The organism is Pantoea sp. E956-1, from assembly GCF_982223955.1.
This window is the reverse complement of record NZ_CEUYZP010000006.1, coordinates 126,485-150,826: the sequence shown is the minus strand read 5'-3', so window position 1 is coordinate 150,826 and position 24,342 is coordinate 126,485. Positions and strand designations below refer to the sequence as shown.

The 24,342-nt window shown below is 57.3% G+C and carries 21 protein-coding genes; 3 read left to right on the top strand and 18 right to left on the bottom strand.

Features of this window, described 5'->3' with window-relative positions:
* Window positions 1-8: 8 nt before the first annotated feature.
* From glgX to asd, 3 genes are all read right to left on the bottom strand, one after another.
* Complete coding sequence (gene glgX, locus AC0T7J_RS15995) at window positions 9-1,991, bottom strand: glycogen debranching protein GlgX (RefSeq protein ID WP_473795316.1); 1,983 nt, start codon at window positions 1,989-1,991, stop codon at window positions 9-11.
* Complete coding sequence (gene glgB, locus AC0T7J_RS15990; RefSeq protein WP_473795315.1) at window positions 1,988-4,171, bottom strand: 1,4-alpha-glucan branching enzyme; 2,184 nt, start codon at window positions 4,169-4,171, stop codon at window positions 1,988-1,990. Before glgB ends, glgX begins: the two co-directional genes overlap by 4 nt.
* A gap of 362 nt (window positions 4,172-4,533) precedes the next feature.
* Window positions 4,534-5,643 carry an aspartate-semialdehyde dehydrogenase gene (gene asd, locus AC0T7J_RS15985; protein ID WP_473795314.1) on the bottom strand — a complete coding sequence of 370 codons (1,110 nt, stop codon included), beginning with the start codon at window positions 5,641-5,643 and terminating at the stop codon, window positions 4,534-4,536.
* A gap of 217 nt (window positions 5,644-5,860) precedes the next feature.
* Here asd and AC0T7J_RS15980 point away from each other — a divergent pair, with 217 nt between their 5' ends.
* Window positions 5,861-6,454, top strand: coding sequence for a YhgN family NAAT transporter (locus tag AC0T7J_RS15980; protein WP_003853054.1), 594 nt, complete (start codon window positions 5,861-5,863; stop codon window positions 6,452-6,454).
* Window positions 6,455-6,504: 50 nt separating this feature from the next.
* Here AC0T7J_RS15980 and gntU read toward each other — a convergent pair whose 3' ends face one another.
* The 4 genes from gntU to AC0T7J_RS15960 all read right to left on the bottom strand — a co-directional run bounded on the left by gntU (window position 6,505) and on the right by AC0T7J_RS15960 (window position 10,318).
* The gene (gene gntU, locus AC0T7J_RS15975) at window positions 6,505-7,845 is read right to left on the bottom strand and encodes a gluconate transporter (RefSeq protein WP_473795313.1); all 1,341 of its coding nucleotides are present in this window, start codon (window positions 7,843-7,845) and stop codon (window positions 6,505-6,507) included.
* Window positions 7,846-7,847: 2 nt separating this feature from the next.
* Window positions 7,848-8,384, bottom strand: coding sequence for a gluconokinase (gntK, locus tag AC0T7J_RS15970; protein WP_033759042.1), 537 nt, complete (start codon window positions 8,382-8,384; stop codon window positions 7,848-7,850).
* A gap of 140 nt (window positions 8,385-8,524) precedes the next feature.
* Complete coding sequence (gene gntR / locus AC0T7J_RS15965) at window positions 8,525-9,520, bottom strand: gluconate operon transcriptional repressor GntR (RefSeq protein WP_473795312.1); 996 nt, start codon at window positions 9,518-9,520, stop codon at window positions 8,525-8,527.
* Window positions 9,521-9,622: 102 nt separating this feature from the next.
* Window positions 9,623-10,318: a pirin family protein gene (locus AC0T7J_RS15960; RefSeq protein ID WP_473795311.1), complete on the bottom strand. Its 696-nt coding sequence runs from the start codon at window positions 10,316-10,318 to the stop codon at window positions 9,623-9,625.
* Window positions 10,319-10,666: 348 nt separating this feature from the next.
* On the opposite strand from AC0T7J_RS15960, the gene AC0T7J_RS15955 reads away from it, so the two are divergent.
* A complete protein-coding gene (locus tag AC0T7J_RS15955) occupies window positions 10,667-11,161 on the top strand; it encodes a GNAT family N-acetyltransferase (protein ID WP_473795310.1) in 495 nt (164 codons plus the stop codon).
* A 251-nt stretch (window positions 11,162-11,412) separates the two neighbouring features.
* Here AC0T7J_RS15955 and ggt read toward each other — a convergent pair whose 3' ends face one another.
* A complete protein-coding gene (ggt, locus tag AC0T7J_RS15950) occupies window positions 11,413-13,164 on the bottom strand; it encodes a gamma-glutamyltransferase (protein ID WP_473795309.1) in 1,752 nt (583 codons plus the stop codon).
* A 206-nt stretch (window positions 13,165-13,370) separates the two neighbouring features.
* On the opposite strand from ggt, the gene AC0T7J_RS15945 reads away from it, so the two are divergent.
* Window positions 13,371-13,658, top strand: a complete 288-nt coding sequence (locus tag AC0T7J_RS15945; RefSeq protein WP_022624015.1) for a DUF2756 domain-containing protein — start codon at window positions 13,371-13,373, stop codon at window positions 13,656-13,658.
* On the opposite strand, the gene ugpQ is transcribed toward AC0T7J_RS15945, so the two are convergent.
* The 10 genes from ugpQ to AC0T7J_RS15895 all read right to left on the bottom strand — a co-directional run bounded on the left by ugpQ (window position 13,655) and on the right by AC0T7J_RS15895 (window position 24,239).
* A complete protein-coding gene (ugpQ, locus tag AC0T7J_RS15940; RefSeq protein WP_473795308.1) occupies window positions 13,655-14,398 on the bottom strand; it encodes a glycerophosphodiester phosphodiesterase in 744 nt (247 codons plus the stop codon). The genes AC0T7J_RS15945 and ugpQ overlap by 4 nt on opposite strands.
* The gene (locus AC0T7J_RS15935) at window positions 14,395-15,468 is read right to left on the bottom strand and encodes a sn-glycerol-3-phosphate import ATP-binding protein UgpC (RefSeq protein ID WP_473795307.1); all 1,074 of its coding nucleotides are present in this window, start codon (window positions 15,466-15,468) and stop codon (window positions 14,395-14,397) included. The genes ugpQ and AC0T7J_RS15935 overlap by 4 nt, the downstream gene beginning before the upstream one ends.
* A 1-nt stretch (window position 15,469) precedes the next feature.
* Window positions 15,470-16,315 carry a sn-glycerol-3-phosphate ABC transporter permease UgpE gene (gene ugpE, locus AC0T7J_RS15930; RefSeq protein WP_039387959.1) on the bottom strand — a complete coding sequence of 282 codons (846 nt, stop codon included), beginning with the start codon at window positions 16,313-16,315 and terminating at the stop codon, window positions 15,470-15,472.
* Window positions 16,312-17,199: a sn-glycerol-3-phosphate ABC transporter permease UgpA gene (gene ugpA, locus AC0T7J_RS15925; protein WP_473795306.1), complete on the bottom strand. Its 888-nt coding sequence runs from the start codon at window positions 17,197-17,199 to the stop codon at window positions 16,312-16,314. The genes ugpE and ugpA overlap by 4 nt, the downstream gene beginning before the upstream one ends.
* A gap of 54 nt (window positions 17,200-17,253) precedes the next feature.
* Window positions 17,254-18,570 (bottom strand): sn-glycerol-3-phosphate ABC transporter substrate-binding protein UgpB, encoded by a 1,317-nt coding sequence (ugpB, locus tag AC0T7J_RS15920; RefSeq protein WP_473795305.1) that lies wholly within the window; start codon window positions 18,568-18,570, stop codon window positions 17,254-17,256.
* Between the two features lie 748 nt (window positions 18,571-19,318).
* Entirely contained in the window at window positions 19,319-20,032 is a 714-nt protein-coding gene (gene livF, locus AC0T7J_RS15915) for a high-affinity branched-chain amino acid ABC transporter ATP-binding protein LivF (RefSeq protein ID WP_473795304.1), read from the bottom strand.
* Between the two features lies 1 nt (window position 20,033).
* Window positions 20,034-20,801: a high-affinity branched-chain amino acid ABC transporter ATP-binding protein LivG gene (gene livG / locus AC0T7J_RS15910; RefSeq protein ID WP_292986981.1), complete on the bottom strand. Its 768-nt coding sequence runs from the start codon at window positions 20,799-20,801 to the stop codon at window positions 20,034-20,036.
* A complete protein-coding gene (locus AC0T7J_RS15905; RefSeq protein WP_473795303.1) occupies window positions 20,798-22,069 on the bottom strand; it encodes a high-affinity branched-chain amino acid ABC transporter permease LivM in 1,272 nt (423 codons plus the stop codon). Before AC0T7J_RS15905 ends, livG begins: the two co-directional genes overlap by 4 nt.
* On the bottom strand, window positions 22,066-22,992 hold the full coding sequence (livH, locus tag AC0T7J_RS15900; RefSeq protein WP_009087789.1) for a high-affinity branched-chain amino acid ABC transporter permease LivH: 927 nt from the start codon (window positions 22,990-22,992) through the stop codon (window positions 22,066-22,068). The genes AC0T7J_RS15905 and livH overlap by 4 nt, the downstream gene beginning before the upstream one ends.
* A 134-nt stretch (window positions 22,993-23,126) precedes the next feature.
* Window positions 23,127-24,239 (bottom strand): branched-chain amino acid ABC transporter substrate-binding protein, encoded by a 1,113-nt coding sequence (locus tag AC0T7J_RS15895; protein ID WP_473795302.1) that lies wholly within the window; start codon window positions 24,237-24,239, stop codon window positions 23,127-23,129.
* Between the last annotated feature and the right edge of the window lie 103 nt (window positions 24,240-24,342).

Genomic DNA, 24,342 nt, shown 5'->3' with positions numbered 1-24,342 from the left:
CTGACTCCTTATGATTGCTTTTGGAACACGCACACACCGTGTGCGGGACCATGCCAGACAGTTAGCAGGATGGGGTTGTCGTCCCCGGCGAAAGGAGGAAGGGCGCGCCATTCTCCGTCTGGTAACACGATGTCATTCACCGTATCCGTGGCGTTTATTGTTATTAACCAGCGGCCGGACAGCAGGATCTGCAATCTGTGCATCCCCTGTGCCCATTCATCGTGTTGCAGTGGCTGGCCACCAGCATTAAGCCACTGCACATTGCCGTCACCATCCTGCCACCAGCGATCTGCGGTCAGCGCCGGAATGCGCTGGCGCAGCTCGATCAGTGCAGCGGTGAATCCGACTAATCCCTTCTCATCCGCCTGCCAGTCAAGCCAGCTCAGGGCGTTGTCCTGACAGTAAGCGTTGTTATTGCCACGCTGGGTGTGGCCGCGCTCATCGCCTGCCAGCAGCATCGGCGTGCCCTGTGACAACAGCAGCGTTGTCAGCAGTGCCCGCACGCTGCGACGGCGCCGTTCAATCACGTCGAAGCTGACGTTCAGCCCCTCTTTGCCGTGGTTGTGGCTGTAGTTATCGCCGTGACCATCACGGTTATCTTCCCCGTTCGCTTCGTTGTGTTTACGTTCGAAGCTCACCACATCCCACAGCGTAAAGCCGTCATGGGCGGTGATCAGGTTAACCGTGGCGTGTGGCGGCCGGTCATCATGCTGGTAAAGATCGCTGGAGGCGGCAAAGCGACGGACAAACTCGCCGTTGCTTATGTCGCCGTGCAGCCAGTAACGACGCGCGATGTCGCGAAACTGATCGTTCCATTCAGCAAACGGCGGCGGAAAACGGCCAACCTGATAGCCGTCAGGGCCGATATCCCAGGGTTCAGCAATCAGCTTGACCTGAGAGAGCAGCGGACAGGCGCGTATGGCCTCAAAAAATGGCGCATCACGCTGGTAATCCGGTGTGCGGCCCAGCACCGGCGCGAGGTCAAAGCGGAAGCCGTCGACGTGGCAGACCCGCACCCAGTAGCGCAGCGCCTCTAAAGCCCACGTCATCACCTGCGGATGATGAATATTCAGCGTGTTGCCGCAGCCGGTCCAGTTCTGATAATCGCCCTGCTCATCGAGCCAGTAGTAGCTGGCGTTGTCGATGCCGCGCATGGAGATCGTCGGGCCAATCTCATCCAGTTCAGCAGTGTGGTTGAACACCACATCCAGCAGCACTTCGATACCCGCGGCATGCAGGTTTTTGACCGCCTGCTGAAACTCCTGCAACGGCGTCACGCCCGGCTGGCCGGAGGCGTAACGGGGATCCACCGCCCAGAGCGCAAAGGGGTTATAACCCCAATAGTTGCTGAGGCCGAGCTGCAACAGTCGTGGCTCACTGGCGAAGTGCGCCACCGGCAGCAGCTCAAGCGTGGTAATCCCGAGATCGCGCAGGTAATTCACCATAACAGGATGACCCAGCGCCGCGTAAGACCCGCGCAGCGTTTCCGGAATTTCCGGATGCTGCTGCGTCAGGCCTCGCACGTGGGCTTCATAAATCACCGTGTTACCCCACGGGGTGCGTGGGGCGACATCGCCCTGCCAGTCAAAATCCTCCGCGACCACCTGTGACTTCGGCGCAATCGCCGCATTGTCATGCGGATCGGGCTGCGCCTCGCCGCCATGAAACAGCGGGTCATCCGGTACATCGCCCTCAACCGCGCGGGCGCAGGGGTCAACCAGCAGCTTCGCCGGATTAAAACGGTGTCCCTGCTGCGGCGCCCAGGGCCCATGCACCCGGTAGCCGTAGCGCTGTCCCGGCTTCAACGCCGGAACATAACCATGCCAGATATCCCCGCTGCGGCCAGGCAGGTCAAGACGCTGTTCTGCACCCTGTTCATCAAACAGGCAGAGCTCTACGCGCCCGGCATGCTGTGAAAACAGGGTGAAGTTAACGCCTTTGCCATCGTAACTGGCACCCAGCGGTTCAGGATCTCCGGCAGTGATAATCATTCAGCCTCCCGCACCAGCCATACCGTTGCCAGCGGTGGCAGATTGAGACTCAGCGACTGCGATCGCCCGTGGCTCTCCTGCTCATCGGTATGCACCCGATGATTGCGCACGTCGCTGCCGTGATACTCATGCTGATCGGTATTCAGCACTTCACGCCAGTAGCCAGGCTGGTTAACACCAAAGCGATAGCCCGGGCGCGGCACCGGCGTAAAGTTACTGACGACGATCACTTCGTTGCCTTCACGGTCACGACGGACAAAGGCGAAGACGGAGTGCTCCGCATCGTTTACCACCAGCCACTCAAAGCCTGCCGGATCGAAGTCGAGCTGATGCAGCGGCGTGTAGTACTGATAGGTGTGGTTGAGATCGCGCACCAGACGCTGGACACCGTGATGCCAGTTATCGCTGCCTTCCAGCAGATGCCAGTCGAGGCTGACGTCGTGGTTCCACTCGCGCCCCTGGGCAAATTCGTTGCCCATAAACAGCAATTTCTTGCCGGGGAAGCCCCACATCCAGCCGTAGTAAGCACGCAGATTGGCGAACTTCTGCCACGCGTCGCCCGGCATACGATCAAGAATCGAGCGCTTACCGTGCACCACTTCGTCATGCGACAACGGCAGCACGAAGTTTTCGGTGTAGTTGTACATCATGCCGAAGCTCATCAGGTCGTGATGGTGCTTGCGGTAGATGGGATCGACCTTCATGTAGTCGAGGGTGTCGTGCATCCAGCCCAGATTCCATTTGAACCAGAAGCCCAGCCCGCCGCCTTCGGTGGGACGCGTGACGCCAGGGTAGTCCGTAGACTCTTCGGCCATCGTCACCGAACCGGATGCCACGGTGCCGAGCGTACGGTTGGTGTAACGCAGAAACTCAATTGCTTCCAGGTTCTCACGGCCGCCATACTGATTCGGCACCCATTCCCCTTCGCTGCGGCTGTAGTCGCGGTAAATCATCGATGCCACCGCATCCACACGCAGGCCATCAATCCCAAAGCGCTCCGTCCAGTAAAGCGCGTTGCCCGACAGGTAATTGCTCACTTCCCGGCGACCAAAGTTGTAGATCAGGGTGTTCCAGTCCTGATGGAAGCCTTCACGCGGGTCGCTGTGTTCATAGAGCTCAGTGCCGTCGTACTTCGCCAGACCGAAATCGTCGCTGGGGAAGTGACCCGGCACCCAGTCGAGCAGCACGTTGAGGCCCGCTTCATGGGCGGCGTCAATGAAGGCACGGAACTCATCACGGGTACCAAAACGGCGGGTCGGCGCATACATGCCCAGCGGCTGATAGCCCCAGCTGCCATCAAACGGATGTTCGTTGATCGGCAGCAGTTCGATATGGGTAAAGCCCATCTCTTTGACGTAGGGTACCAGCTGTTCAGCCAGTTCTTTATAGCTCAGCCAGAAGTTGTTGTCGGTGTGACGACGCCAGGATCCCAGATGTACTTCATAGATGGAGATCGGCGCGTCAAAAGCGTTGGCAGCTTTGCGCTCTTCTTTCATCTCAACCGGTTCAGGCAGACCACAGATCATCGACGCAGTTTGCGGACGCATCTGCGCTTCAAAGGCATACGGGTCCGCTTTGATACGCAGTTCGCCATTGGCATCGATGATTTCATACTTGTAGAGCTGGCCGTTGACCGCGCCCGGCACAAACAGCTCCCAGATACCCAGTTCCTGACGCAGACGCATCGGATGACGGCGGCCATCCCAGAAGTTGAAATCGCCAACCACTGAAACGCGACGGGCATTGGGTGCCCAGACGCAGAAGCGGGTGCCAAAGACGCCATCAATAACGTCGCCATGCGCGCCCAGCGTCTCATAGGGACGCAGGTGTGTCCCTTCCGCCAGTAGCCACAGATCCATCTCCTGCAGCAGCGGGCCAAAGCGATAGGCATCATCTATCAGGTTTTGCTGGCCGTGCCAGTTCACCGCCAGTTGATAGCGGAACGGGTTTTTGCGGCGTGGAATGACGCCACTGAAGAAGCCGCGTGCATCTTCACACGCCAGCTGTGCCAGTTTGCGCCCGGTGGAGGTTTCAATGACCCACACCTCAAGCGCTTCGGGGAGCAACGCCCTGACTTCAAGGCCTTGCTGAGTTCGGTGCATCCCTAGTAATGAAAAAGGGTCGGCATAATTACCCGCAAACAGGGCATTGATCGCCTCGCGATCGGGAAGCTCTGACATGACTTTCTTCCTGTGATAATTGGCAGCCGAAATGAACGCGACACAGCCTGTCGCGCTTCACCTGCGCTGCTCTTCATTGAGCCATACGTACAACGACAAAAGGTGTCAGACCATTCCGTGGTAAAAGTATTTTTGCCGTGTACCACAACCATTTAGTCCGGAAAGCACAAGAGTTACCTGTGGCACATCATGGTTAAATCATAGCTTGGTCACAGCAGTTGCCATGGACTAAAGCAAAATATTCTTTACCGACCGGCAAAAAAGGGAAGTTGATCACTGAGTAAGCGAAACGGCAGAGTGTTTCGTGTACGACAAAGACAAAAAAGGCCGGATAAATCCGGCCTTTGGCGATGTTTTTTTGTTTAGCTGGTTAATAACCGCAGCATGCGACGTAGCGGTTCGGCTGCGCCCCATAATAGCTGGTCGCCCACCGTAAAGGCGGAGAGATATTCCGGCCCCATATTCAGTTTACGCAACCGTCCAACCGGCGTGGTCAGCGTGCCGGTAACGGCGGCGGGCGTCAGTTCACGCATCGTCAGTTCACGGTCATTCGGCACCACTTTGACCCACTCATTGTGGGAGGCCAGCAGCTGCTCGATTTCAGCCAGCGGCAGGTCACGTTTCAGCTTCAGCGTAAACGCCTGGCTATGGCAGCGCAGTGCCCCGACGCGCACGCACAATCCATCCACCGGAATGACTTTAGAGGTGGCGAGGATCTTGTTGGTCTCCGCCTGGCCTTTCCACTCTTCACGGCTCTGACCGTTTTCCAGCTGTTTGTCGATCCACGGAATCAGGCTGCCCGCCAGCGGTACGCCGAAGTTATCGGTCGGCAGGGTGCCGGAACGGGTGAAGTCAGTCACGCTACGCTCGATGTCGAGGATAGCGGAAGCCGGGTTCTGCAGCGCAGGCGCAACGTGATCGTGCAGCATGCCCATCTGGGTCAGCAGTTCACGCATGTGGCGCGCGCCACCGCCAGAAGCCGCCTGATAAGTGGCAACCGAAGCCCACTCCACCAGGTCCTGAGCAAACAGGCCGCCCAGTGACATCAGCATCAGGCTGACGGTACAGTTACCGCCGACAAAGGTTTTGATCCCACTGTCGATGCCCTGGCGAATCACCGCATGGTTGACCGGATCGAGGATGATGATGGCATCATCTTTCATGCGCAGCGTGGAGGCCGCATCAATCCAGTATCCCTGCCAGCCGCTGGCACGCAGCTTTGGATAAACGTCACTGGTGTAGTCGCCGCCCTGGCAGGTAATAATGATATCCAGCGCCCGCAGCGCCTCAATATCAAACGCATCCTGCAATGTGCCCTGCTGTTTGCCCGCAAATGCGGGTGCCGCCTGACCATGCTGCGACGTCGAGAAGAAGACCGGATTGATTGCATCAAAATCGCGCTCTTCACTCATGCGGGACATCAGCACGGAGCCGACCATACCGCGCCAACCAACAAAACCTACATTCTTCATGTCGTGTCCGTCTAAGGCAGTTACACCTGCTTTTCATTTCAGAGGAGAGAGCGGCGTGCTATTTTCACGCCGCTCTGCGTAATAATAAGATTTACCTGTGTCCCCTCACTCTACAAAATGCAGGCCGGGTAGCAAGTGAATTAATTCGATTACGCTAACTTTTTCAGCAGCGTAACTAATAACTCCGCTTTTTCGCGAACAACATGGCGCAAAACCGATGACTGAAATGATTTCGGCGACAATATTATTGTTGTTAATTATGGATCCGCTGGGCAATCTGCCGATTTTTATGTCGGTTTTAAAGCATCTGGAGCCGAAACGGCGGCGGGTGGTGCTAATCCGTGAAATGTTGATCGCGCTGATCATCATGCTGCTGTTCCTGTTTACCGGCGAACGCATCCTGGCGTTTTTAAATCTGCGTACTGAAACGGTGTCGATTTCCGGCGGGATTATCCTGTTTCTGATCGCCATCAAGATGATTTTTCCGTCAGCGGAAAGCAGCAGTTCTGGCTTACCGGCGGGTGAAGAGCCCTTCCTGGTGCCGCTGGCGATTCCGCTGGTGGCCGGGCCATCGCTGCTGGCGACGTTGATGCTGCTGTCGCATCAATATCCGCATCAGATGTCGCACCTGGTCGGCGCGCTGCTGATCGCCTGGGGGGTGACGGTGGGCATTCTGCTGATGTCAGGTCTGTTCCTGCGTCTGCTGGGTGATAAAGGCGTGAATGCGCTGGAGCGGTTGATGGGATTGATTCTGATTATGCTGGCAACTCAGATGTTCCTGGACGGCATTCGGGCTTATCTGAAGCTGTAGGATAATATCTGCGCTTCCCCTGAAACCAGGGAAGCGCAGAACCGACATGATTAAGAGAGCAGCGTGAAGGCGATCATTCCGACCACCGCGCCAACGGTGCCGAGAATGGTCTCCATCAGCGTCCACGTCTTCAGCGTTTCCGCTTCGCTGGCCCCGGTGAAGCGACCAAACAGCCAGAACCCGGCATCGTTGACGTGGCTGATGATAATCGACCCGCCGCCGATACAGATCGACAGGGCCGCCAGCTGAGCACCGCTGTAGTGCAGCGGTTCAATCACCGGCATGATTAAGCCCACCGTGGTGAGACAGGCGACCGTCGCCGATCCCTGAATCACCCGCACCGCACCCGACAGGATAAAGCAGGCCAGCGCAATCGGCAGTCCTGCGCCGGTCAGCGCATTGCCCAGCACCGGACCCACGCCGGAGTCCACCAGCACCTGCTTAAACACGCCGCCCGCGCCAATCACCAGCAGGATAATCCCGGCCGGTTGCAGCGCGCTGCCGCACACCTGCATTACCCGCTCTTTATCCATACCCTGACGGTAAGCCAGGCCATAAATCGCCACCAGCAGCGCCAGCAGGATGGCGGTGAATGGATGGCCGATAAATTCCAGCCACTCATACAGCGTGGTGCCTTCGGTCGTGAAGCGCGCGCCGATGGTTTTCAGGCCAACCAGCACCAGCGGAAAAAGAATCAGTGAGAGGCTGAAGCCAAACGAGGGCAGTTTGCTCTCATCGACATCCGGTTGATGATCTTCCGGCGGCGCGCTGAACGAGACGTGGTTGCCAATGAAGTTGCCAAACAGTGGCCCGGCAATCAGCATGCCCGGGATCGCCGCACAGAGACCCAGCAGGATCATCCAGCCAAAGTCTGCGTGCATCTGCGAGGCCAGCAGCATCGGGGCCGGTCCGGGCAGCAGGAACGCCGCCGCCGCGGCCACACCGGCAAACAGCGGGATCACCAGCTTCACCAGATTGCCGCCGGTACGCCGTGCCACCGCAAAAGCGATGCTGATCAACAGCACGACTGCCACCTCAAAAAAGAGCGGCAGCGCGCAGATCAGACCGGCAATGCCCATCGCGTAATGGGCGCGGCTCTGACCAAAGGTGTTCAGCATCCGGATGGCGATCTGATCAACTGCGCCGGTTTCATGCAGGATTTTGCCGAACATGGCACCCAGCGCCACCACAATCGCGAGGAAGCCGAGCGTGCCGCCCATCCCCTTCTGCATGGTTTCAGCGATCTGATTCAGTGGCATGCCGGAGAACAGCCCGGCACCGATAGACACTAGCATCAATGCGACGAAGGCGTGCATACGGGCCTTCATCACCAGAAAAAGCAGCAGCAGGACGGAGCCTGCTGCGGTCAAAACGAGTGTTGCGGTATTCATCTCTAACCCTGGCTGATAGCGTCCTGGATAGTCGCAACCGTAGCCGCCACCACGTCGTCCAGTGAATGCGCGATATCCACCACCAGTACATCCGGTTCATCGCGACCCGGCTCTTCCAGCGTCGCAAACTGCGTCACCAGCATCTGCGGCTTGAAGAAGTGGCCTTTACGCGCTTTCAGGCGAGCTTCGATGGTGTCGAAGTCGCCCTTCAGGTAGACGAAACGCAGATTGTCATTTCCCTGCCGCAGGATGTCGCGATAACTTTTCTTCAGTGCTGAACAGACAATCACGGAAATCGCCTGGGTGCGCTGCATGGCAAACGCGGCGTCGTTCAGTGCCTGTAACCACGGCTGGCGATCGTTGTCATCCAGCGGATGACCATCGGCCATCTTCAGGATGTTGGCGCGGGGGTGGAGAAAATCACCGTCAAGAAAGGCTGTATTCAGCTGGTGAGAGACCTGATTGGCGACGGCAGACTTTCCGCTGCCTGAAACGCCCATCAGGATAAAAACGTGATGCGACGGGGATTGCGTTGTCATTTTTCTGCTCCGGCAGGTGAGAATTTGCCAATGTTACCGATAACAATATCGTTTCTCATTCTCCTGGCCGCTTAACAGCCTGGCAACCTTTTTACCAGGAAAAGCATGAAAGTGTGAGCTGACTCATAAAAACGCCACAATCAGATGCTGCCACCTTCACTGATCTCAAAACCGACATCCAGCGGCTGGCAGGTGCTGGTTTCTCCGGCAATGCGCGCCAGCAGCAGCGCCGCGGCTTCACGTCCCATGCGGTCGCGTGGCGTCAGCACTGTCGCCAGTTGTGGCGTGACAACCTGACTGATGTCGTGACCGTGGAAACCGGCAATCGCCATCTGAGAGGGCACCCGCAATCCCTGACGCTGGCACTCAAACATCGCGCCGACCGCCAGGTCATCGTTGGTACAGAACAGGCTATCCGTTTCGGGGTAAAGGCGCTGGGCCTCACGCAGCAGATCACAGCCGGCGCTGAATGAAGAGGCATCTTCCATCATCACACTACGCGGCGTCAGCCCCGCTTCGCGCATCGCGATTTCGTAACCACGCTGCTTCTGCAGCGTACGTTCATCCAGGCGTGCGCCGAGATAGACAGTGTGACGATGACCTTTGCTGAGGATCGCCTGCGTCATCTGCCGGGCCGCTTCAACGTTATCGAAGCCTACCGCCATATCCAGGCAGGGTGTGACGCTGTCCATCACTTCAATCACCGGGATACCGGCCACTTCCAGCATGCGCAGCGTGCCTGGTGTATGGGTGCGTTCGGTGAGGATAACCCCATCAATGTTCCAGCCCAGCAGCGAGCGCAGTTGCAGCTCCTCTTTTTGCGGGTTGTAACCAAAGTGGGCGACCAGCGTCTGATAGTTGGCTTCGTCAGTGACGGCTTCGATGCCGCGTAAGACGTCAGCAAAAACCTGGTTAGTGAGTGACGGCAGCAGTACGCCAATGGCGCGGCTGGTGGCGTTAGAAAGCATATCGGGGGCGCGATTGGGGATATAACCCAGCTCATCCAGTGCCACCGCGATCTTATCCCGCAGGGCAACGGAGACCTGCTCTGGATTACGCAGGTAACGGCTGACGGTCATTTTAGTAATGCCGACGCGATCGGCAACGTCCTGTAATACCGGTCTTTTCTTCTTCATCGTAGCGCCTGGGATCGCCCTTAAAGCTAAAGTACGATGAGTCTATCACTTTTCTGTCACAAAATTGCCAACCGGGCGCGACGATGCGCGCCCGTTATCGGCTTAGACTGGTGGCAGATCAAACAGCAGGACTTCTGCAGCCGAGCTGGCTTCAATGGTCAGCGCGCTTTCGTCCCAGATCGCCAGGGCGTCGCTGGTGGTGATGGCGTTGCCGTTAACGGTAACATCACCTTTCACCACCTGAATCCAGATACGACGTCCCGCCTCAATCGCGACATTGTCCTGTTCGCCGGCAGCCATTACCCAGCGCGATAAGGTCATGTCCTGAAAGACTTTCAGCGATCCTTCACGGGCATCCGGGCTTAACACCAGCTGACGTCCCTGCACATCCGGGAAGCGGCGCTGATCGTAGCGTGGCTCGATACCGGTACGTTCAGGGATGATCCAGATCTGATAAAGGTGCAGCGGCTCGCTTTCGCTGGCGTTGTACTCAGAGTGACGTACACCGGTGCCGGCGCTCATGATCTGGAACTCCCCTGCCGGGATCTGCTCTTTGTTGCCCATGCTGTCCTGATGCTCAACCGTACCGGAGAGCACGTAGGTCAGGATTTCCATATCTTTGTGAGGATGGGTACCAAACCCCTGGCCGCCATCAATCACATCTTCGTTGATGACCCGCAGCGCGGAGAAACCCATAAAGTTCGCATCGTGATAGCTGGCGAAAGAGAATGTGTGCCAGCTATCCAGCCAGCCATGGTTTGCGTGACCGCGTTCTTCAGCTTTGCGTACATAAATCATGTTCAAATCTCCTCAATGTTTTTTATAGTCTGTCCCTGAGGGGGTCTGATTGATAGCTGAAAAACTTCACGCCTCTGTTCAAAATCGTTGAATGAGCATTGAGCAGTGACTGAAAAGCACTGAAGAAGGGCAGGCAAAAAAAAGCCAGCGGATAAGCTGGCTAAATAATACTGGAAGCAATGTGAGCAATGTCGTGCTTTCTCAGGCTGTCGGGCGACCTCCCGAGAACGCATGACAATAATAATCATTATCATTCGCGTCTGTAAAGTCATTTTCACATTTTTTACTCTGATTAACGCGGTGAATACCTTGATGTTTAAAGGGTTTTAATGGACTAAAGGAGAAACCATGAGTGAAATAGTTGTCCGCCACGTTAGGCCAGAAGATGCTGCTGCGCTGCACAGGATCTACGGTCAGCCTGATACCCAGGCCAGCACACTCCATTTGCCCCACTCCTCACTCCAGATGTGGCATACCCGTCTCGCGACGCCTCAGCCTCATGCGCATCTGCTGGTGGCCTGTATCGATGATGTCGTCGTCGGTCAGTGTGCGCTGCATGTGGAAGAGCGCGCCAGACGCCGTCATGTCGCCTCACTGGGAATGGGCGTGGATGAACGCTATCGTCAGCGTGGCGTCGGAACCGCACTCATGTGTGAAATGGTCGCGTTGTGCGACAACTGGCTACAGGTGAGCCGAATGGAACTGACCGTGTTCGTCGATAATGGCCCGGCTATCACCCTTTATCAGCGTTTCGGTTTTGAGATTGAGGGAACGGCTAAAGGCTTCGCAATGCGGCACGGTGAACTGATCGACGCGCATTATATGGCGCGGGTTAAAGCCTGAGGTGTGGAAGCAGAAAGAGCCCCGAAGGCGTCCTTTCTGCTGATAAACCCTGACAAGGTTCGCTGTCATTTAGCGCCTGCGCAGGAAACAGGGTCAGATCGGAAAGACGCAAAAGCCGTCATCCATGACATGCTCGGCCCGCGCCGTCCTGGCGCGGGACGCTTTCCTCTTCTGACCCAGTTCCCTGCGCATTAAGCTAATTTATTGCTATCAGATTCACCCGGGTTTGAGTTTGTCAGCAGTTTTAAATCTCAATAACCCGCACTCAAATCATCAATGCTGCGCGGATCGGAAGCGCCATAGAGCATGCCATCCGGCCCGATCATGATGCTCTGCGTACTGCCCATCGACGGTAGTACCTTCACATGCTGACCTTTGCTTTCCAGCAGACGCAGCGTATCGGGACTGAAGCCCTTCTCCACCCGCAACTGATCCGGCAGCCACTGATGATGGAAGCGCGGCGCATTGGTGGCTTCCGCCACGTTCATCCCGAAATCGATGCTGTTAACCACCATCTGCAACACCGTAGTGATAATGCGGCTGCCGCCAGGACTGCCGGTCACCAGCCAGGTTTTGCCCCCTTTAGCGACGATGGTTGGCGACATGGATGACAACGGACGTTTCGCCGGTTGCACCGCATTCGCTTCCCCGCCGACCAGCCCGTAAACATTGGGCGTGCCTGGCTTGGCGGAGAAGTCATCCATCTCGTTATTCATCAGGATGCCGCTGTTGCCCGCCACAATTCCGCTGCCGAAATAGGTGTTAAGCGTATAAGTCACCGCGACCGCATTCCCCTGCTTATCCACCACCGAGAAATGGGTGGTCTGATTGCTTTCATAAGGTTCGAGCTTGCCCGGTTTAATCTCGCTGGAAGGCCGTGCCTTCGTCACATCGATCTGCTGCGCCAGGGTTTTGGCATAGGCTTTACTGGTCAGCGCCTGCCACGGTACCTTCACGAAATCAGGATCGCCAAGATATTCCGAGCGATCCGCGTAGGCATATTTCTCCGCTTCCGCCATCACCTGCATGGCATCAGCACTGCCAAAGCCCATTTTCGCCAGATCGAAGTTCTCCAGGATATTCAGAATCTGCACGATGTGGATGCCACCGGATGACGGCGGCGGCATTGAGAAGACTTCATAGCCACGGTAGGTTCCGCTTATTGGCTTACGCTCGACCGCACGATAGGCCGCCAGGTCAGCTTTGTTGATCAGGCCGCCATGTTGCGCCATCTCTCCGGCGATCTCATCCGCGATTTCACCTTTGTAAAACGCATCCGGCCCCTGACGGGCGATCAGTTGCAGGCTGTGAGCCAGGTTCTTCTGCACCAGCCTATCGCCTTTCTGCCACGGTGTGCCGTCCGGTTTGTAGAAAATCGCTTTGCTGTTGGGATGGGTGATCAGCACTTCTTTGCCGTAGGTTTTCAGGTCATCCGCCAGCGCGTCGTTGACCGGAATACCGTCACGCGCCAGTTTAATCGCCGGAGCCAGCAGGGTGCTCAGCGGCAGAGTGCCATATTTCTGCGCAGCCAGCGCCAGTCCGGCCACGGTGCCCGGCGTGCCGGAGGCGAGGTGTGATGTCAGCGACAGCTTGCTGTCGGCGTTGCCCTGCTTATCCAGGAACATGTCACGCGACGCGTGTCCCGGTGCCATTTCACGGAAATCGATAGCCGTGGCGCGGCCAGAGGCAGTGCGCAGCAGCATAAAACCGCCGCCGCCGAGGTTGCCCGCCTGCGGATGCGTTACGGCCAGCGCAAAGCCCACCGCCACTGCGGCATCCACAGCATTACCGCCCTGACGCAGGATCTCCACGCCAACCTGCGTCGCCATCGCATCCACCGATGCCACCATGCCGTGCTGCGCTTTTACCGGGTGAAAAGTGTCACTGTCTACGCCGTAGGAGACCGGCGGAGCCTGCGTTGGCGCGGCATTAGCGCCTGCCACGACGGTGAAACTCATCACCAGCGACCAGCTAAGCTGACGCACTGTTTGCTGCATTTTCATCCTGCCACCATCCCGTATTGTTATTTACATTTTTTTATCATTTCTGCAAGTGCCTACAAATACAGCAAAATAACCGGGGTTAAGTCAAATCAGGAATAGATCGGAAAGTAAGGTCTGTGATATCGGGTAAACTTATGGCTACGACCCTGATATCGGTGTACGCGGTTGTGCACCCAAAACCCTGTCGCTTTAAGGAAGGAGGAGTGATGAAAAAGTGGATGATTATTCTGGCCGCTCTGCTGCCTTTCGCCAGTCAGGCGAACACGCTGAACAGCACTAACGATCCGAATAAACCTGGCTATAACCCCAGCCAGCAGCGGATGCAGTCGCAGATGCAGACCCAGCAGCAGCAGCAACAGCTGAAGCTGCGCCAGGATCAGCAGCGTCAGACGCAGGACACGCAGCGTAAAATGCAGGAACAGCGGAACAGCGCCCAGCAGCGGGTGATTACCACGCAGCCGGGCCAGCAGAATCAGAATCTAAACCAGAACTAACTAAAATCGGGGCCGATGATGTCGATGGCGTCAGTACAGATGGCATCGACGCCCCATTTCAGCAATTCCCGCGCCCGATCCGTGCTGTTCACGGTATAAACCAGAATCTTCAGGCCTGCGGCTTTCAGTTCGGCGACCCGCTCAGCGGTCAGCACCTTATGATTAAGATGAATTGAGACACACGCCAGCGCAGCAGTTTTCTCCTGCCACTGCGGATCCCAGCTGTGCGACAGCAGGCCACGCGGCAACTGCGGCTCTGCCTTCATCGCGGCTTCCAGCGCCTCAAAAGAGAACGAAGAGAGCAACGGTGCGACCTGATCCTGCCACAGTATCGCGGCAGCCTGCGCCACGGCGCGTCCGGTTTCAGCATCGCTGCCGGTGGTCGGTTTGATTTCGATGTTCGCCATCATCTGATGCTGACGGCAGCGTGCCGCCACCTGATCCAGCCGCGCCAGCTTTTCACCGGTAAACGCGTTGCCAAACCAGCTGCCCGCATCAAGCTGCGACAGCTTCTCCCACGGCAGCTGACCCGCCACGCCCCAGCCGTTGCTGGTGCGATCGAGCGTGTCGTCATGCAGCAGGAAGATCTGCGCATCGGCCGATAATTTGGCATCAAATTCAATCATCTGATGACCATATTTCGCGCCAGTGTCGATCGCCGCCAGCGTATTTTCCGGTGCCAGTTTACCGCCGCCGCGATGGGCAACGATGCGGGGATAAGGCCAGTGTTGTGTGCTCATTCCAGACGCTTCCCATGAGTTGAATCGAAGAAGTGTAACGCATCTGACGGCAGATGCAGCCACAGCGTACTGCCTGGCTGCGGGCGTTCACTGTGGGCTAAGCGTACCACCAGTGGCGTGTCACCGATGCGACCATGTGCCAGATTATCCGCCCCCAGCATCTCCAGCGTATCGACCCGCAGTGGCACACCGCCCTGCTCGCGGCTACTGAGCCGGATGTGCTCTGGCCGGATACCCAGCACCACCGGTCGGTTAGCCCATTTCGCTTTACTGTCGCTGAGCGGCAGCGCGTGTGAGGCATCAAGATTAAAGCGCGTGCCGTCACTGCTGAACTGCCCTTTCAGCAGGTTCATCGCGGGCGCGCCGATGAACGAGGCAACGAACTGGCTGGCGGGACGCTCATAGACTTCGACCGGCGTGCCAAGCTGCTCGACCACCCCTTTGTTCATCACCATCACCCGCTGCGCCAGCGTCATCGCCTCCACCTGATCGTGCGTCACATAGAGGCTGGTAGTCTGTAAGCGGCGATGCAGCTGTTGCAGTTCCAGCCGCATCTGCACCCGCAGGCGGGCATCAAGGTTAGAGAGCGGCTCATCAAACAGAAAAACTGCCGGTTCACGCACGATGGCGCGACCCATCGCCACGCGCTGACGCTGTCCGCCCGAGAGTTCGCGAGGCCGACGCATCAGCAGGTGATCCAGCTCCAGACTCCGCGCCGCGTCGAGCACCCGCTGACGAATCTGCTCTTTGCCCATCCCACGGATTTTCAGGCCATAGGCCATGTTCTCCTCCACTGACATATGGGGATAGAGCGCGTAGTTCTGGAACACCATCGCAATGCCGCGATCTTTTGGCTCTTCCTGGGTGACACGCCGGTTGTCGATATAGATATCGCCCGAGGTGACGCGCTCCAGTCCGGCCACCATGCGCAGCAGAGTCGATTTCCCGCAGCCGGAAGGCCCGACCATCACCATAAATTCGCCGTCATTGATGGTGACATTCAGCGGCTGGATGATCTGATTTTTGCCATCGTAGGTTTTAGTTACTGCCTGAAGGGTTACGCCTGCCATCTTATTTCTCACTCTCAACCAGACCGCGCACAAAGGCACGCTGCATGACTAACACCACCACCAGCGGTGGGATCAGGGTTAATAACATTGCCGCCATCACTTCGTTCCACTGTGTCGGTGAACCGCTGGTGGAGATCATACTTTTTATCCCCGCTACCGCCGTGCCGAGGCTGGCGTCATTGATGATCAGCAGCGGCCAGAGATACTGGTTCCAGCCGTAGATAAAGGTGATCACGAACAGCGCCGCCAGATTGGTTTTAGACAAGGGCAAAACAATGTCGATAAAGAAGCGCATCGCGCTGGCACCGTCGATGCGCGCCGCCTCCACCAGCTCATCCGGCAGCGACATAAAAAACTGACGGAACAGGAAGGTGGCGGTGGCCGAAGCCATCAGCGGCAAGGTTAATCCGCTGTAGCTGTCGAGCAGGTTGAGATCGGCGATCACCTGCACTGTCGGGAAGATACGCACTTCAACCGGCAGCATCAGGGTGATGAAGATCAGCCAGAAAAAGAGCGTGCGCAGCGGAAAACGGAACCAGACCAGCGCAAACGCCGACAGCATCGACACCGTAATTTTGCCGAAGGTGATGCCGAGCGCCATGATCATGCTGTTGAGCAGCATCAGGCCAAACGCCGGCCCGTTGCCGTTGACGCCATGCGTCCAGATGCGCGAGATGTTCTCCCACAGGTGCGTGCCGGGCACCAGCGTCATCGGCACCTGATAGACCGCTTCGTTATCCAGCGTCGCCGCCACAAAGGCGACATAGAGCGGAAACAGGATGGTGAGCACGCCCAGCACCAGCACAATGTGGCTGAAGAGATCCAGCCCGCGACGATTCTCAATCATTGGTATTGCACCTTACGTTCAACAAAGCGGAACTGGAGCACCGTCAGGCCGATCACCAGCAGCATCAGCACCACCGACTGCGCCGCGGACGAAGAGAGATCCAGACCGGTAAAGCCTTCGCGATAGATTTTATAGATCAGCGTGGTGGTCGCCTGCACCGGCCCGCCGCCAGTGGCGGCATCGATCACCGGGAAGGTATCGAAGAAGGCGTAGATCAAATTCACCACCAGCAGGAAGAAGCTGACCGGCGTAATCAGTGGCAGCGAGAGGTTGAAGAAGCGACGCACCGGTCCGGCACCGTCAATGGCGGCGGCTTCCACCAGCGATTTGGGGATAGACTGCAGTGCGGCGAAGAAGAACAGGAAGTTGTAGCTCATCTGCTGCCAGATCGACGCCAGCACCACCAGGAACATCGCCTGACCGCTGTTTTGCGCATAGTTCCAGTTGTAGCCTAAGTGGTTCAGCAGATAGCTGAACAGGCCCAGGCCCGGATTAAACAGGAACATCCACAGCACCGCGGCCACCACAGGCGCAACGGCGTAGGGCAGCAGCAACAGCGTCTGATAGAGACGGCGCAGCCGCACCACATAATCCACCAGCGCCGCCAGCAGCAGCGAAAAGACCATGCCGAACACCGTGACCATGCCGCTGAATTTTATGGTGGTCCAGAACGAATCCAGATAGTAAGGATCGGCAAACAGGCGTCTGAAATTTTCCAGCCCGACAAAGCTGCTGGAGATGCCAAAGGGATCGAGGCTTTGCAGCGAGTACCACAGCGTTTCACCGGCAGGCCAGAGAAAGAAGATGGCGGTAATCAGCAGTTGCGGCAGCACCAGAAGATAGGGCAACAGGCTGGTGCGAAAGACCGGATGAGATGAAGACATGGCGTACCTGGCGTCAGAGAGAGGGGCCAGCCTGAGCTGGCCCGCAAGGAGAGATTACTTCATCTGCTGCTGGAAGCGGCGCAGCAACTCGTTACCGCGTTTCACTGCGTTATCCATCGCGTTCTGCGGCGACTGCTTGCCGGTCCAGACGCTTTCCAGCTCTTCGTCGATCACGGTACGAATCTGCGGCATATTGCCCAGACGTATGCCTTTGGTGAACGGCAGTGGCGGCTTGTTCATCATCTGACGGGTGGCGATATCCGCACCCGGATTCTTATCGTAGAAGCCCTGCTGTTTAGTCAGCTCGTAAGCGGCGGTGGTAATCGGCAGATAGCCGGTTTTCTGGTGCCATTCCGCGGCGATTTCCGGTTTAGCGAGGAACTGCATAAACTCGGCCACGCCTTTGTAGGTTGCGGCATCTTTGCCTTTCATCACCCACAGGCTGGCACCGCCGATCAGGGCGTTCTGCGGCGCATTCGGCACGGTCTCGTCATACGGCATCATGCCAACGCCGAAGTTGAACTTGGCGTAATGACGGATATCAGCCAGCGAACCGGATGAGGCGGTGGTGATACCGCAGTCGCCGTTGTAGAACTTGGCGGTGGACTCATCTTTGCGGCCAAAGTAGGTGAAGTCCCCTTTCTTGTTCATCGCTTCCAGCAGCTCGATATGACGAACCAGTACCGGCTTGTTGAACTCCAGCACCGCATCAAGTCCGTCAAACCCGTTATTTTTGGTCGCTACCGGCAGAGCGTGCCAGGCGCTGAAGTTTTCAATCTGGATCCAGCCCTGCCAGCCGCTGGCGTAGCCACAGCTCATGCCCGATTTGCGCAGTGCGGCGGCATCCGTCGCCAGCTCCTGCCAGGTTTTCGGCGGCTGGTCCGGGTTCAGACCCGCTTTTTTAAAGGCGTCTTTGTTGTAGTAGAGCACTGGCGTCGAGCTGTTGAACGGCTGAGAGATCAGCTGGCCTTTACTGTCGCTGTAGTAGCCCGCCACCGTGGGCACGAACTGCTTTTCATCAAAGGGGATACCGGCGTCTTTGAAGACCTGATGCACCGGCACAATCGCCTGCGAGGCCATCATGGTCGCTGTACCGACTTCATAAACCTGGAGCACCGCAGGGGCTTTGCCGCTGCGCACTGCCGCAATCCCTGCTGCCAGGCTCTGCTCGTAGTTACCTTTGTAGGTCGGAACAATTTTGTAATCGGGATGCGTCTGGTTAAAACGCTGTGCCAGCGAATCCACTTCTTTGCCTAGTTCGCCTTCCATAGAGTGCCAGAAAGGGATCTCAGTGGCGGCCATGGCATGGCTGCTGAGCGTCAGACCGAGCAGCACGCTCATCAGGCTACGACGAAAGGTAACGACGGACATAGAATTTTCCTGTGCAGGTAAATACGCGTGAAATCACAGATTTCTGTTTCGCGAAGTAACATGACACGGGGAAATGAAGGATTAATAACAGAAAGATGACAGCCGGGTGACAGACTGAATAGCGGAAAAGGCAGAGCGACTAACTGCAGCTGAGCTTGTTGACAAAGTCTGGCCTGGTTGCTGTAAGACTGAGCCCTGCACAGAGAACACGGTCAGATCGGAAAGACGCAAAATCCGTCATCCATGACATGCTCGGCCCGCGCCGTCCATGGCGCGGGACGCTTTCCTCCTCTGCCCGTGTTCCCTGTGCGTTGAGTTTGTTAGTTGCAGCCAAATTCACCCTGATTTGGGTTTTCAGCAATCTGAGCGGCTATACACCATTACAAAGTCGCGTTTATTTACATAAATTGTAACGGATACTGGCAATGACAGCACTTGTCCCTGCTTTTTAAGGGCAAACTCAAAGCCCGTTGGCGGCAACACCCACACCGATACTCAAGGCCGTCGGCGGCGCATCACACACCCATTTCGAAGGCCGTCGGCGGCGCAGGCAGGTTGCGGGCGGACAGCGCGCAGCCACCGGAGCGTACACGTAGTACGTGAGGATGGCGAGCACTGCCCAACCGCAACCTGACCAGTAAGCCAGGCCTGTGTACCAAAGCGCGCATCCACCAGAGCGTACACATATACGTGAGGATGGCGAGCACTGCCCAACCGCAACCTGACCAGTAAGCCAGGCCGTGCCCCATCAGGCACCTAAGTACGCGCTGCGGACGGCTTCGTTGGAAAGGAGAGCTGCACCTGTGTCTTCGAGCACCACATGCCCGTTCTCCAGCACATAGCCCCTATCCGCCAGCTTCAGCGCCTGATTCGCATTCTGCTCCACCAGGAAAATCGTCATCCCCTCGCTGCGCAGCTGCTCAATGGTGTCGAAGATCTGTTGAATAATGATCGGTGCCAGTCCCAGCGACGGCTCATCCAGCAACAGCAGCCGCGGCTGGCTCATCAGCGCACGGCCAATCGCCAGCATCTGCTGTTCGCCGCCCGACATCGTCCCGGCGCGCTGGATTTTACGCTCATCCAGACGCGGGAAGAGTTCATAAACGCGCTTGATCCGCGTCAGATAGTCCGGACGGCTGGCAAAAAAGCCCCCCATCGCCAGGTTCTCTTCTACTGTCATGCGCGAAAAGACCCGTCGGCCTTCCGGCACGATGGCGATCGCTTCACGCATAATGCGTGAGGTTTGCCAGTCGGTGATGGTTTTGCCATCAAAGGTAATGGTGCCCTGCGTCGCGCGCGGCTCGCCGCACAGCGTACCCAGCAGCGTGGTTTTTCCGGCCCCGTTAGCGCCAATCAGGGTGACGATTTCGCCCTGATTGATATAGAGGCTGACGTTGTGCAGCGCCTGAATTTTGCCGTAGTGGGCGCTGACGTTCTCAATGGTTAACATCGCATTTGCCATCTCAGGCCTCTCCTAAATAGGCACGAATGACATCCGGGTTATTACGAATCTCTTCCGGCGTTCCGTTAGCCAGCGGCGTTCCCTGATTGACCACATAAATACGGTCAGAAATCCCCATCACCAGCTTCATATCATGTTCAATCAGCAGCACCGACACCTTATGTTCGCCACGCAGCTCCGCAATCAGCGCGTCCAGCTCGTGGGTCTCTTTGGGGTTAAGGCCCGCCGCCGGTTCATCCAGCATCAGGATCTCCGGGCGCGTCACCATACAGCGCGCAATTTCCAGTCGACGCTGCTGACCATAGGCCAGATTGCCCGCCTGACGGTTAGCCAGATCCAGCAACCCTACCCGCTCCAGCCAGGTCGCCGCACGATCCAGCGCCTCGCTCTCACTGCGGCGAAACGCCGGGGTTTTCAGCAGACCGGAAAATACGCCGCTTTTCAGATGCTGATGCTGCGCCACCAGCAGGTTCTCAATGACCGTCATCTCACGGAACAGACGCACGTGCTGGAACGTCCGCACAATGCCCATCCGCGCAATCTTCTGGCCCGGTAACCCTTCCAGATGCTGCTCACGGAGTTTAATCGTGCCACCGGTGGGCTTGTAAAAGCCGGTCAGGCAGTTGAACACGGTGGTTTTACCGGCGCCGTTGGGGCCAATCAGCGAAACGATCTCCTGCGGACGCAGCTCCAGCGCCACATTGTTCACGGCTAACAGACCGCCGAAGCGCATCATCAGGCCTTCAACGGCTAATAAAGGCTGACTCATGCCTGCTCTCCTTTTTTAGCGGCTCTGAGCTTCAGATGCGGACGCTTCATCGGCAACAATCCCTGCGGACGCCAGATCATCATCAGCACCATAAGGCCACCCAGCACCAGCATGCTGTACTCATTGAGATCGCGCATCAGCTCGCGTGACACCACCAGCAGAATGGCGGCCAGAATCACCGCAAACTGCGAACCCATCCCGCCCAGCACCACAATCGCCAGCACAAAGGCGGATTCGACAAAGGTAAAGGATTCCGGGCTGACAAAGCCCTGACGCGCCGCGAACAGGCTGCCGGCAAAACCGGCAAACGCGGCACTGATGGTAAAGGCGGTCAGCTTAATGCGGGTCGGGCTGAGACCCAGTGAACGACAGGCAATCTCATCCTCGCGCAGGGCTTCCCAGGCACGGCCCAGCGGCATCCGCAGCAACCGGTTAATCACAAACAGCGTCAACACCACCAGCAGCAGCGCCACCAGGTAGAGGAAGATAATGCGGTCGCTGGGATCGTACTTCAACCCAAAGAAGTTATGGAAGGTATCCCAGCCGCCTTCACGCGGCGTACGACCAAATTCCAGACCAAACAGCGTCGGTTTCGGGATCTGGCTGATGCCATTCGGCCCGCCGGTCAGGGCGGTATTGTTCAGCAACAGAATACGCACGATCTCACCGAAACCCAGCGTCACTATCGCCAGATAGTCGCCGCGCAGTCGCAGCACCGGGAAGCCCAGCAGCAGACCAAACAGTGCAGCGACTATGCCGGAGAGCGGCAGACACTGCCAGAAGCCGAGACCGTAATAGTGGTTCAGCAGCGCAAAGGTGTAGGCACCGATGGCGTAAAAGCCGCCATAACCCAGCACCAGAAGACCAGAAAGGCCGACCACCACGTTTAAGCCCAGACCGAGCATCACGTAGATCAACGTCATGGTGGCGATATCGACGGTGCCGCGTGACACCAGGAATGGCCAGGCAACGGCGGCGATAATCAGCACCGCCATCACCAGCTTCTGCTTCGGCGTCGAGCCATCCAGACCCGGTAATACCAGCGCCGGACCGGAGATTTTCTTCAGGCCGCTTTGCCATACCGGACGCAGCAGCTGAAACAGAAACACCACCGCACAGCCTGTGGCGATCCAGTTCCAGCGCACGCTACCGGCGTTCTGCACCACCAGATTAGTGCCGTCCAGATTCAGGCGCAGCCCCATAAAGAAGGTGGCAAGCACCAGCAGCATCACGGAGGAGATCAGGGCATTGATAAAGGAAGTCTTCATACTTTTTCGACCTCCGGGCGACCCAGAATCCCGGTCGGCATCACCAGCAGCACCACAATCAGCAGGGCAAACGAGACCACATCTTTATATTCCGTGCTGAGATAGGCCGAGGTCAGCGCCTCGGCGATGCCCAGCACCAGACCACCAATCATCGCGCCCGGAATACTGCCAATCCCGCCCAGCACGGCGGCGGTGAACGCTTTCATGCCTGCCATAAAGCCGATGAAGGGGTTGATTGAACCGTAGAACTGTCCCAGCAACACGCCCGCCACCGCGGCCATCGCGGCACCGATCACAAAGGTCAGCGAGATCACGCGGTCGGTGTTAATTCCCAGCAGGCTGGCCATTTTCAGGTCTTCAGCGCAGGCGCGGCAGGCACGGCCCATGCGCGAGTAGCGGATAAAGGTGGTCAGCGCCAGCATCGCCAGGAACGTCACCACCCAGATTACAATCTGCATGGTGGAGATGGTAGCGGCAAAGCCGTTGCTCTCGCCTACCGTCCACTGTCCGGTAATCAGACTCGGCAGCGCCAGGTCGCGTGAACCCTGCGTCAGGCTGACGTAGTTTTGCAGGAATATCGACATCCCGATGGCGGAGATCAGCGCAATCAGGCGCTTGGACGAGCGCACAGGCCGGTAGGCGACGCGCTCGATGCTCCAGCCGTAGGCGCTGGAGATAATTACCGCCATCACAAAGCCGGCCGCAATCATCAGCCAGGTGGTGTCGATGCCCATCATCATCAGGGCGGCAATCACGATAAAGGATACATAGCTACCGATCATATAGACCTCGCCGTGGGCGAAGTTGATCATGCCGATAATGCCGTAAACCATGGTGTAACCGATGGCGATCAGCGCGTAGGTGCTACCCAGGGTCACACCGTTAAACATCTGCTGAATAAAATAGAGGAACTGCTCGGACATACCTTGACCCTTACTTAACCGATCGTGGGCGATCGGGGTACAAAAAACGCCTGGCAGACGAGCACCAGGCGTTCGTGTCGCTGGTCAGGGAAAACCGGTTAACCGGCCTCCCGCTCACCACAAAACAGCCTGGTTTACTTCACAGCAGTCGAGGTGCCATCGGCGTGCCATTTGAAGACGCCGAATTCAAAGCCCTTGAGATCGCCTTTCTCATCCCAGTTCAGGTTGCCCATCACGGTTGGCACCGCAGCGCCTTCCTTGAGGTTTTTCACGATAGCGTCCGGCTCAGCGCTCTTGCTGCGCTCCATGCCGGTTGCCAGCGACTGCAGTGCAGCATAAGTGGTCCAGACGAACGGCCCGGTCGGATCCAGTTTCTTCGCTTTCAGCGCGTCAACAATCGGTTTGTTGGTTTCAACCTGATCGTAACGTTTCGGCAGGGTCACCAGCATGCCTTCAGATGCGGCACCGGCGATGTTCGACAGCGAGGCGTTACCCACGCCTTCTGGTCCCATAAACTGGGTTTTCAGGCCCGCAGCACGTGCCTGACGCACGATCTGGCCCATTTCCGGGTAGTAACCGCCGAAATAGACGAAATCAACGTTCTCTTTCTTGAAGCGCGCCACCAGCGTAGAGAAATCTTTATCGCCAGCGGTGATACCTTCAAACATCACGATATTGGCGCCCTGCTTTTTCAGGCTCTCCTGTACGGAGCGCGCAAGGCCTTCGCCATACTGCTGTTTGTCATGGACCACAGCGATGCGCTGCGGTTTAAGTTCGCTCATCACATATTTCGCGGCGGTTGGCCCCTGATCGGAGTCGAGACCGGTGGTGCGCATAATCAGTTTATAGCCGCGGGAAGTCAGGTCAGGTGCGGTCGCCGCCGGGGTAATCATCAGCACGCCTTCATCTTCATAGATGTCAGAAGCGGGCTGGGTGGATGAAGAGCAGAGATGGCCGATCACGTAGCGGATGCCGTCGTTAATCACCTTGTTCGCGACCGCAACCGCCTGTTTCGGGTCACAGGCGTCGTCATATTTCACCGCAACCAGTTTGTTGCCGTTAACACCGCCTTTGGCATTGATATCTTCAATTGCCTGAGTCGCACCGGCGAACTGCATGTCGCCGTACTGTGCCACCGGGCCAGACATTGCGCCGACAATCGCCACTTTGATATCTTCAGCCAGCGCCGCATGGCTCATCGCCAGTGCTACACATCCCGCCAGTAATGCGCGACCTTTCATTTTCATCCTGACTACCCCATTTGTTTTGTCGTGTATGTTGTGAGTGTTTGCGCTGCCAGATAAAGCCGAAAACTGATTAAGCATGAAGGAGTTAGCGTGCTTTTCTGAC